Annotated in this window: 10 protein-coding genes; 5 read left to right on the plus strand and 5 right to left on the minus strand. The window is 67.5% G+C overall.

Features of this window, described 5'->3' with window-relative positions; genetic code table 11:
- Positions 1 to 108: 108 nt before the first annotated feature.
- Entirely contained in the window at positions 109 to 1,116 is a 1,008-nt protein-coding gene (locus E1261_RS39365; RefSeq protein ID WP_132414851.1) for a GDSL-type esterase/lipase family protein, read from the minus strand.
- 55 nt (positions 1,117 to 1,171) lie between these two features.
- Between E1261_RS39365 and E1261_RS39370 the strand changes: the two genes are divergently transcribed.
- Together E1261_RS39370 and E1261_RS39375 are read left to right on the plus strand one after the other, a co-directional pair.
- On the plus strand, positions 1,172 to 2,134 hold the full coding sequence (locus E1261_RS39370) for a pyridoxal-phosphate dependent enzyme (RefSeq protein WP_132414852.1): 963 nt from the start codon (positions 1,172 to 1,174) through the stop codon (positions 2,132 to 2,134).
- Positions 2,131 to 3,039 (plus strand): ribonuclease Z, encoded by a 909-nt coding sequence (locus E1261_RS39375; RefSeq protein WP_132414853.1) that lies wholly within the window; start codon positions 2,131 to 2,133, stop codon positions 3,037 to 3,039. Before E1261_RS39370 ends, E1261_RS39375 begins: the two co-directional genes overlap by 4 nt.
- A 19-nt stretch (positions 3,040 to 3,058) precedes the next feature.
- On the opposite strand, the gene E1261_RS39380 is transcribed toward E1261_RS39375, so the two are convergent.
- The 3 genes from E1261_RS39380 to E1261_RS39390 all read right to left on the minus strand — a co-directional run bounded on the left by E1261_RS39380 (position 3,059) and on the right by E1261_RS39390 (position 5,848).
- Entirely contained in the window at positions 3,059 to 3,937 is an 879-nt protein-coding gene (locus E1261_RS39380; RefSeq protein ID WP_132414854.1) for a polysaccharide lyase, read from the minus strand.
- Positions 3,938 to 4,077: 140 nt separating this feature from the next.
- Positions 4,078 to 4,902 carry an alpha/beta fold hydrolase gene (locus E1261_RS39385; RefSeq protein ID WP_132414855.1) on the minus strand — a complete coding sequence of 275 codons (825 nt, stop codon included), beginning with the start codon at positions 4,900 to 4,902 and terminating at the stop codon, positions 4,078 to 4,080.
- 16 nt (positions 4,903 to 4,918) lie between these two features.
- Positions 4,919 to 5,848 (minus strand): helix-turn-helix transcriptional regulator, encoded by a 930-nt coding sequence (locus E1261_RS39390; protein ID WP_132414856.1) that lies wholly within the window; start codon positions 5,846 to 5,848, stop codon positions 4,919 to 4,921.
- A gap of 63 nt (positions 5,849 to 5,911) precedes the next feature.
- Between E1261_RS39390 and E1261_RS39395 the strand changes: the two genes are divergently transcribed.
- Positions 5,912 to 7,048, plus strand: coding sequence for an epoxide hydrolase family protein (locus E1261_RS39395; protein ID WP_132414857.1), 1,137 nt, complete (start codon positions 5,912 to 5,914; stop codon positions 7,046 to 7,048).
- Between the two features lie 4 nt (positions 7,049 to 7,052).
- Here the strand turns inward: E1261_RS39395 and E1261_RS39400 are convergent, their stop codons facing one another.
- The gene (locus tag E1261_RS39400; RefSeq protein ID WP_132414858.1) at positions 7,053 to 7,883 is read right to left on the minus strand and encodes an oxidoreductase; all 831 of its coding nucleotides are present in this window, start codon (positions 7,881 to 7,883) and stop codon (positions 7,053 to 7,055) included.
- Between the two features lie 74 nt (positions 7,884 to 7,957).
- Between E1261_RS39400 and E1261_RS39405 the strand changes: the two genes are divergently transcribed.
- Positions 7,958 to 8,515 (plus strand): TetR/AcrR family transcriptional regulator, encoded by a 558-nt coding sequence (locus E1261_RS39405; RefSeq protein ID WP_132414859.1) that lies wholly within the window; start codon positions 7,958 to 7,960, stop codon positions 8,513 to 8,515.
- Positions 8,516 to 8,597: 82 nt separating this feature from the next.
- A complete protein-coding gene (locus E1261_RS39410; protein ID WP_132414860.1) occupies positions 8,598 to 10,157 on the plus strand; it encodes a S1C family serine protease in 1,560 nt (519 codons plus the stop codon).
- The last annotated feature ends 135 nt before the right edge of the window (positions 10,158 to 10,292 follow it).

Consider the following 10,292-nt stretch of genomic DNA (forward strand, 5'->3'; position numbering starts at 1 on the left):
GGTGGAGCCACCGCGCCCTCCCGGTTCATTTCAGCGGATATCCCCGCAGGTTGACCCTTCTCCCCTGAAAATTCGAGGGGAGAAGGGTGCATTTGAGGGGATATCCGTTCAAATGTTTGGGGCTGGGCCTGCCGCTGCGAGCAGGGGGATGAGGCGTTCGGCGATGAGGCGGTAGCCCTCGGGGCCGGGGTGGAGGCCGTCGGTGTAGAGGGTGCGGGGTTCGTCGCCGGTCAGGATGGTGCGGCCGTCGATGATCTGTACGGCGGGATCGACGCGGGCGCCTAGTTCCACGCAGGTGCGGATGTCGTCCAGGGTGAGGCCGACGCCGTTCCGCTCGGTGTCTCGGTCTGGGACGGAGAGTGGCGTGATGACGACGATGGGGGTGGTCGGGTGGCCGGAGCGGACGGTTGCGATGAACGACTCGACCTGGCCGGGGAGGGTGCGGCCGCTGAAGGTCGAGCCGCCCTGGATGTTCACGCCGAGGCACAGCGAGATCAGCCGGGCCGGGGTATCCCGGATCGTCCGCGCGACCACCGGGTCCAGGTGACACTCGCCCGAGAACCCGAGGCACTGGAGGTCCCAGCCGTGGTGCCGCGCCACGAGGGCCGGCCAGGTTTCGGACGGGCCGGCCGCGCCGCTGCACTGCGTGATCGAGCTGCCGTAGGTGATCCACCGCGGCCCACTCGGTGCCACCGGCTCGGCCAGACCGTCGAACGACAGCCCGCGGATCGCGATCCGCCCGGACTGAGGCAACCAGATCTCAACAACCTCAGAGGAACCGGGCAACCCCACAGTCAGCTGTTGTTCACCTTCGGTCAGCTCACAGCGCTGATGCAGTACACCATTCACCAGTACGTCGAGGGGAGCGATCTGCCCGTAGATCCCCTGCGCCGCGCGAACCTCGAGCTGGACGGTCGCGGCCGCCGTACGCCAAACGCCGTGTACTCCGGCTGGTGTCGCGGCGCGTTCCCACAGGCGGTGACCGGGTTTGTCGGCGACGCCCAGCCAGTCGGTCAGGGCGAGGTTCTGGCCGCGCGGGTCCAGGCGCCAGTACGTCGACCAGCCGTCGGCGTCGATCTCCTCGTACTGGTACCCGCTCCACAATGACTCCGTCACGCGCCCACCCTCCGGATAACCTGCAGTCGAGACGCATAGCTTATGAGGAGGCCCAATGCCGGTGACCGCTGCCGAGATCGCCGATCGCTCCCGGGGGATCGCGCCGTCTCTGCACGAGTACCTGCCGCCGACGCCGTTGCTGCCGTTCCACGGTTTCAGCGCGGACCTCGGGGTCGAGGTGCTGGCCAAGTGCGAACACCTCCAGCGGACCGGTTCGTTCAAGGCGCGGGGTGCGCTGGCGAAGATCCTCACGCTGACCGATGCCGAGCGGCAGGCCGGTGTAGTCACTGCATCCTCAGGCAACCACGGTCTCGGCGTAGCCAACGCGCTCGCCCTGCTCGGTGGTCGCGCGATCGTCTACCTGCCCGAGAACGCGTCGAGCAGTAAGGTCGCCGCGCTGCAACGGCTCGGCGCGGAACTACGGGCCGAGGGCAACGACACCGGCGCCCAGGAGCTCAAGGCACGGGCCCATGCGGACGAGCACGGGCTCACCTACGTCTCGCCGTACAACGACGCCGACGTGATCGCCGGCCAAGGGACCATCGCGGTCGAGCTCGTCAAACAACTGAAGGGCGAGCCGCTCGACGCGGTAGTGGTCGCGGTCGGTGGCGGCGGTCTGATCAGCGGGATCGCGGCCGTGCTCAAACAGCAACGGCCCGGCATCAAGGTGTACGGCGCCTCGCCGGCCGCTGATGCGGCGATGGCGGAGTCGGTTGCGGCTGGCCGAATTGTCACCGTGGACGCCAAGTCGACGCTCTCCGACGGTACGGCGGGCAGCGTGGAGCTCGGCTCGATCACCTTCGACCTGTGCCGGGAGCTCGTCGATGAGTGGATCGTCGTCGACGAACCGGCGATCCGCGACGCGCTGCGGGCGGTCATCGACACCGAACACCACCTGATCGAGGGGGCGGCCGCGATGGCCTTCGCGGCCGCCCGGACTCTGACGACGGGCCGGGTGGCCGTGGTGTCGTGTGGGGCCAACATCTCGTCGAAGACACTGGCCGAGGTGCTGGCTTGAGGGAGCTGGTCATCCTCGGCACCGGCAGTCAGGTGCCGTCGCGCGAACGCACCCAGAACGGGTACTTCCTGCGCTGGGACGAGGACGGCTTCCTGTTCGATCCGGGGGAGGGGACCCAACGGCAGATGCTGTACGCCGGGGTCGCGGCCGGCGCGATCACGCGGCTCTGCATCACCCACTTCCACGGCGACCACTGTCTCGGCGTACCGGGAATCGTGCAGCGGCTGTCACTGGACGACGTACCGCATGCTGTTCGTGCGCACTATCCGGCGTCCGGGCAGGAGTACTTCAACCGCCTCCGGTACGCCGCTTCGTTCTACGAGCGGGCGGAGTTGCTGGAGGAGCCGGTTGAGGAGGATGGTTTGCTGGCCGTCGGCCCGTTCGGTCAGTTGTGGGCGCGGCGGCTGGAGCATTCGCTCGAGTCGTTCGGCTACCAGTTGATCGAGCCTGACGGCCGCCGGATGTTGCCAGACCAACTCAAGGCCTTCGGCGTCGTCGGCCCGGACATCGCCCGACTGCAGAGGGCCGGCGTACTCGAGGTCGACGGCCGCACGGTCCACGTGGATCAGGTCAGCGAGCCCCGACCCGGTCAACGGTTCGCGTTCATCATGGACACTCGCCTGTGCGAGAACGTGCTGGCGTTGGCGGACAAGGCCGACCTGCTCGTCATCGAGTCCACCTATCTGTCCGCCGAAGCCGAGCTGGCCCGTCGCTTCGGGCACCTCACCGCTCGTCAGGCCGCCCGAGTCGCCCAGGAATGCGGCGTCCGCAAACTCGTCCTCACCCACTTTTCCCAGCGCTACTTGGAACCTGAGCGCTTCTACGAAGAAGCGGCTGCCGAGTTCTCCGGGGAGATCGTCGTCGCCTCGGACCTTTCGCGGACCCCTGTCCCAGCCCGCCGCTGACGGGCTGGGACCCGGGCCTTCAGCAACCGCCGCTGATCTCGCAGATCTCGGCGCGGTTGGTGGTCACCTTGAGGGTGTCGTACCAGATCCAGGAGTCGGTGGTGGGGGCGAAGTCGGCCGTCCCGCCGCCGGCGAACGAGGAGAACATTGCCGAGTCGACCAGGTCCGCATTACGCACGAAACGCAGGCCGGTGATCTTGGCCGCCGAGACGCCGTTGAACCAGACCTCGATCTCGCCGTCCGCGTTCGCATTACCGTTGGTGACGGTATTGACCCGGACCTTCTGCGCAACGTGCATCCAGGCGCCGCGCGGGTATTTGATCACCTCGCCGCCGGCCTTGGTCAGATTCCGGTAATCGCCGTACGTTCCGGTCTGGTCCATGTGGTAATAGTAAATTGCGGCCTGCCCGCTGCTGCGCCAGATCAAGCGCGAGGTGAAACCGTTGTAGCCGGTGCAGGTGGTGCCGCCCGAGCAGCCCGCGCCGCCGCGCAGTCCGACGCCGATCTTGCCGGCGTACTGGGTGGTGCCCCAACTGAAGGTGGGGCTGAAGCGGATCCACTGCGAAACGTAGTACTCGCGGCCTTTCGTGACCGTGAACGGCGCCTGCGCGCCGGAGTCGGCCGGGCCGATCTTTCCCTTCGGGTAGAAGACCCGCAATGACTTCGTGCCGGAATGTGCGGTGCTGCTGTCGATCACGGCGCGGCCGCTGTTGAACCCCTCAGACCAAGGGGCACTCCAGCCGTCGGTGGCCCATTCGGACGACGTGTAGGCCGTGCCGGCGGCCGGTCGCTCGAATCCGTTCCATTTGACGGCGGTGATCTGCGCGGCCGAGGTCGCGCCCTGGGCGGCGGTGAGCAGAATGCCGGTGCTGAGGACGGCGATCAGTCTCTTCTTCATGATGACCCTCTATTCATTCTCGTGGCCCGGAATGAATTCACGTGATATTCCGTCGGGATTTCGAGAATGATGGCCACGAAGCCGACGCATCGTCAATGGGTAATACCATTCATGTGCAGGTCGTTCCGTGGACTGTCCGCTCAGGCGTTGTCGGCGAGGAAGTCGTCGATGAGCGCGTTGACCTCGGCGGGTGATTCGAGGGCGGCCAGGTGGGCGGACTGTTCCAGTACGACGAAGCGCGCGCCCGGGATGGAGTCCGCCATCACCTCGGTCTCGGCGACCGGGAACGTCGCGTCCTCGGCGCCGGCCACGACCAGGACCGGCGTACGGATCTGGCCGAAGAGGGCGCGTTGGTCGGGGCGGCGCGGGACCACGCTGGTGACGGCGTGCATGCCCGACTTCACGTTCACCTGCTGGGCCAGTTGCTTGACTGTGGCAACGACTTCGGGCTTCTCGCGTTTGGCCGTCGGGCCGAGGAACGCGTCGACGACCGGACCGACCAGTGGGCCGCGGATCCCGCCGAGCAGCCGGGCGGTCGCGGTGAGGGCGCCGTACTCGAGTTTCTGGCGCGTGTTCGACGGCGAGGCGGTCGCATTCATCAACACAGCAACGCCGATCCGGTCCGGATGGAGCGCAGCGAACGTGCCGCCGATCATCCCGCCCCAACTGTTGCCGATGACATGGACCTTCTCGACACCCAGTTCGTCGATGATCGCCACGATGACGTCCGCGCACTGCTCAAAGCTGAACGGTCCGGCGAGATCCGAGCTGCCGCCGTGCCCCGGCGGATCGACCAGCGCCACCTGATAGCGGTCGGCGAAGTGCTCAAGCTGCGCGGCCCACAGCGTCCCGTCCATCAGCAGACTCGGCCAGAACAGCATCGCTTCCCCGGAGCCACGGACCCGGACCCGGATCCGCCCCAGCACCGTCTCGACGTACCGATCCTCGACCCCGGTCAGTGACATGACCGCACGCTACCGCTCAACTACTCGGTACGGCGAGGGTCAGCCGCTGTGCGAGGTCGCGGACATGGGTGATCAGCTCGGGTGGGGACTGGATCTCGAAGGGGTGGCCGAGGAGGCCGACGTACAAGGCCAGCTCGTCGAGGGAGTTGGAACCGGCCTCGACTGCGGTGGTGGTGGAGTCGATCGGGGTGACGATCGCGACGTTCGGGCCGAGCTGGTCGGCGACGACCTCGGCGGGGGCGTGGACGCGGAAGACGGCCTGGTAGCGGTAGCCGGCGGACGCGGTCTTCGGTTCGGGGACTTCGCGTGGGGTGAAGCGCGGGCCGGTGGGGATCACCGGGGCCAGGCGGTCGAGGCGGAAGGTGCGCCAGTCGGCGCGGTCGAGGTCCCAGGCGATCAGGTACCAGCGGCGGCTGGTGTTCACGAGGCGATGCGGTTCCGTCGTACGGCGGGCTTCCGTGCCGTCGTGATTGCGGTAATCGAACCGCATGCGCTGGTGATCGCGGCATGCCTCAGCGACTGCGAGGAGCACATCCGGTTGGACGGCGGCCGCGCCGGACGGGGTGACCGCGACGCCCTGAAGCAGCTTGACCCGATGCCGCAGCCGCGACGGCAGGACCTGCTCGAGCTTGGTCAGCGCGCGGACCGACGACTCCTCGATCCCGGCGACCGTGCCGCCGGCAGCTTGGCGCAGACCGACTGCCACCGCCACGGCCTCTTCGTCATCCAGGAGCAGCGGCGGCAACGACGCCCCGGCGCCCAACCGATAACCGGCCACACCCGGTACGGCGTCGACCGGGTAGCCGAGATTGCGCAGCTTCTCCACGTCACGCCGGACGGTTCGGGGGCCGACACCGAGCTCGGCGGCTAGGGCGGTGCCGCTCCAGTCCCTGGGGGATTGGAGCAGGGAGAGCAGCTTGAGGAGTCGTGCGGAGGTTTCCAGCATGCTTTCAATTCTTCCGATTGGTTAGGACAGAAGCTGACCTAACTGGCTGGAAGACTACAAGACATGACGACGATCAAGCCCTTCCGCATCGACATCCCGCAGAGTGACCTGGACGAGCTGGCCGCGAAGCTGGCAGCCACCCGGCTCCCCACCCCGCTACCCGGTGACGACTGGACGACCGGCGTACCGGTTGCCTACCTGGCCGAGCTGGTCGAGTACTGGCGGACCAAGTACGACTGGCGGGCCGCGGAGGCCGAGCTGAACGCGTTCCCGCAGTACACGACCGAGATCGAAGGTCAGCAGATCTACTTCCTGCACGTGACCTCGGCCGAGCCGAACGCCCTGCCGCTGCTGCTGACGCACGGCTGGCCGGGCTCGGTGGTCGAGTTCCTCGACGTGATCGGGCCGCTGACCGATCCGGTCGCGCACGGTGGTGACGCGGCGGATGCGTTCCACGTGGTCATCCCGGCGCTGCCCGGGTTCGGGTTCTCCGGTCCGGTCTCCGAGGGTGGTTGGACCGCCGACCGGATCGGCCGGGTCTGGGCCGAGCTGATGAGCCGGCTGGGGTACGACAAGTACGGCGTACAGGGCGGTGACATCGGTGGTGCGGTGTCGCCTGAGGTGGCGCGGGCGGCTCGCGAGCACGTGGTCGGCGTGCACACGAACGGCGGGCCTGGCCCGATGCCGCCGTACCCGCTGGCCGAGGACGAGCTGCGCAGCCTGAGCCCGCTGGAGCAGGATCGGGTCGCGCGGATCGGGAAGTTCATGCAGGAGGAGTTCGGCTACATCGCGATCCAGTCGACCAGGCCGCAGACAATCGGCTACGGCCTAGTCGACTCCCCGGTCGGGCAGCTGGCCTGGATCATGGACAAGTTCCACGCCTGGACCGACCCTCGCAACGTTGTGAGCAAGGACCGCCTGCTGACGAACGCGATGCTCTACTGGTTGACCGGTACGGCGGGTTCGGCGGCGTACGTCGGTTACGCGCAGGCGCAGGCGTGGGGAGCCGGGAAGGAGAACTCCGGCGTCCCGACTGCAGTTCTGGCGCTGGCCCACGACGTGCCGGTGCGGAAGTACGTCGAGCAGGAGAACACGGTCACCCGCTGGACCGATGTCGACCACGGCGGTCACTTCGCTGCCCTGGAAGAGCCCGAACTGCTGGTTGCCGACGTGCGGGAGTTTTTCAGCGGATTGCGTTAGTGCTCTAGTCGAAGTCGGTCGAGGTGGACAGGTGTGCCCAGGCTGCGGTCTCGTCGGCCCGCTCCTTCGCACCTTGCTCGGCGCGGGTCAGTGCATCCGTGCCGAGTAGGAGCCGGATCGGTGGCTTGTCTTCGGCGACGACCTGGAGGATTGCCTGGGCAGCCTTGGCCGGGTCGCCGGCCTGCTTGCCGTCGGTCTCGAGCCGGTAGTGGTTCATCGCGCCGACGGTCTCGTCGTAGTCGGCGTGGGTCGGGGCGATCGTCATCGACGAGCCGCCCCAGTCGGTCCGGAAAGCACCCGGCTCGATGATGGTTACCTTCACGCCGAACGGTTTCACCTCGTTGTTCAGCACCTCGGAGAATCCCTCGACGGCGAACTTCGCGGTCTGGTACGCGCCCATCCCCGGTGTCCCGCCGACCCGCCCGCCGATCGACGAGAACTGCAGGAAGTGCCCGCTCTTCTGCTCCCGGAACACCGGCAGCGCCGCCTTGGTCACGTTCACCACGCCGAACAGGTTCGTCTCCACCTGGGCACGGAAGTCGTCGTCCGGCGTCTCCTCGATCGGGGCGCTGTTCGCGTACCCCGCGTTGTTCGCGACCACGTCGAGCCCGCCGAACTCGTCCACAGCAGTCTGTACGGCGGCCTGCGCGGCAGCCGGGTCTGTCACGTCCAGCGCCACTGCCCGCACCTGATCGCCGTACTTCGTCACTAGGTCGGCGAGCTGCTCGGGGGTCCGTGCTGTCGCGACGACCCGGTCGCCGGCCGCCAGCACCGCCTCGGCCAGCGCACGCCCGAGTCCGCGGGAACTGCCGGTGATCAACCACACCTTGCTCATTGTCGGTCCTAACTAACCAAACGGTTGGATACATCTCCACTGTACAACTAACCGGTTGGTTGTAAAGTGGCGTCATGCAGCAGCGGAACGCCGACCGGACCCGAAGCAAGATCCTGGCCGCGGCCACCGAGGAGTTCGCCGAGCGCGGGATCGCCGGAGCGCGGGTGCAGCGGATCGCCGAAGTGGCCGGGTGCAACAAGGCGATGCTCTATGCGTACTTCGGTAGCAAGGACGGGCTGTTCGATGCCGTGTTCAGCGCGTCCGTCGAGGAGTATCTGGAGGTTGTCGGGTTCGACACTGATGACCTTCCGGCGTATGCGGGGCGGTTGTTCGACTATTTCGAGGACAACCCGGCGCGGCTTCGGCTGACCAGCTGGTACCGGCTCGAGCGGCCGGGTGGCGAGCCGCTCGAAGCGATAGTCGCCGTGAACCAGGCCCGGCTCGACGAGCTCGATCGGGCGCAGCGCCGCCGTACCGTCACGAAGCAGTTCTCGTCGGTCAGCTTGCTCCCGTTGATTCAGGCGATCGCGACCAGTTGGTCGTCGATGACTCCTGAGTACGGCACCGCCACGCCCAGCCGGGCGTCCCGGCGGAAGGTGGTCGTTGCGGCGGTGGAGAAGATTCTCAGCTGATTCATTGGTTCACCCGAGTCTGTTCTCAGATCCGCGAGCTCTACTCGTACCAGAAGGAACTGGGCTGAGGAGGGCAACGGCAATGAGCGACGGTGCAGGACAGGACGACCAGCAGACACAAGGACCGCGGGCTGAGGAAGAGACACCGCGGCAGGCGATTCCTCTTCCGCCCGGGCCGCCGCATCAGCAGCCTGCGCAGCAGCAGCCGGTTCAGCAGCAGGGGTGGCAGAATCCGGGGTGGCAGTTGCCGGGGGCACCTGTTCAGGGTCCGCAGTACCCGCAGCCGGTGCAGCATCCGCAGCAGGCACAGGTGCCGGCGCCGTACGGCGGTTGGCATGGTGGCGGCGGTTATCCGCCGGTGCCCGGCCAGGTCGTCGCTTCCGGTCCGGCCAAGCCGCCGCGGAGGAAGCGCCGGTTGTTCGCCGGCGTTGCGATGAGCATCGCGGCTCTGCTGGTCGCCGGTTCGGTTGCCTGGGGCATCGATCAGCAGGTCGGTGGTACGCAGGGGTCGCAGTTGTCACAGACGCAGTTCGACCCGGCCGCGGTCGCGTCGAAGGTGTCGCCCGGTCTGGTGAACATCAACACCGTGCTGGGCCTGGAGAACGCGAAGGCCGCCGGTACGGGCATCGTGCTGACCTCGGACGGCGTGATCCTGACCAACCACCACGTCATCGAGGGCGCGACGTCGATCTCGGTCACCGATGTGGGCAACGGCAAGACGTACGTGGCGAGTGTGGTCGGGTACGACGAGGACCACGACATCGCCGTACTGAAGCTGAAGGATGCCTCGGGTCTGGAGACCGCGAAGCTCGGGAACTCCGACAATGTCAAGGTCGGCGACCAGGTGGTCGGGATCGGGAACGCGGGCGGGAAGGGCGGTACGCCGACGTACGCGGCCGGCACGATCACCGCGCTGAACCAGGCGATCACCGCTACCGACCAGAACGGCCAGGACCCGGAGAACCTGACGAACCTCCTGCAGACCGACGCGAACATCCAGGCCGGCCAGTCCGGCGGCCCGCTCGCCAACGCCAACGGTGAAGTGATCGGCGTCGACACCGCCGGCAACAACGGCGGCCAGGGCAACCCCGGACAGACCTCCGCAACCACCAACACCAAGCCCAACCCCCAACTAGCCGCCGACGGCGACCCCTACGCCCCCGGCAACGGCTCCGGATTCGGCGACGGACAGGGTTTCCCGCAAGACCCGTACGGCAATGGCGGCCAGGGTGATGGAGGTCAGGGGAGTGGCGGTCAGGGTGGCGGCAGTGCCGGCCCTCAGGGCTACGCGATCCCGATCAACCAGGCGATGGACATCGCCAAGAAGATTCAGTCCGGCCAGGAGTCCGCGGACATCCACATCGGCGCCGACCCCCTGCTAGGCGTCTCGATCCTCCCGAACGCCGGCGTCCAAGGCGCCGCGATCCAGGACGTGATCCCGGAAGGCAAGGCCGACGAGGCCGGCATCACCGCCGGCGACGTCATCACCTCCTTTGACGGCAAGCCCGTCACCTCCCCCGAATCCCTCTCCGAGCTGCTCGACCAGCACCACCCCGGCGACAAGGTCGAGGTCACCTGGACCGACCAGCAAGGCGAGTCCCACAAAGCCACCGTCGAACTAATCACCGGCCCGGTCCGCTAACCCACCTCCCAACCGCCACGCCGTACCGGCAGCCAACCGCCTCCCAACCACCACGCCGTACCGGCAGCCAACCGCCTCCCAACCACCACGCCGTACCGGCAGCCAACCGCCTCCCAACCACCACGCCGTACCGGC

The sequence above is a fragment of the Kribbella albertanoniae genome (assembly GCF_004348455.1).
In the GTDB taxonomy this organism is placed as follows: Bacteria; Actinomycetota; Actinomycetes; order Propionibacteriales; family Kribbellaceae; genus Kribbella; species Kribbella albertanoniae.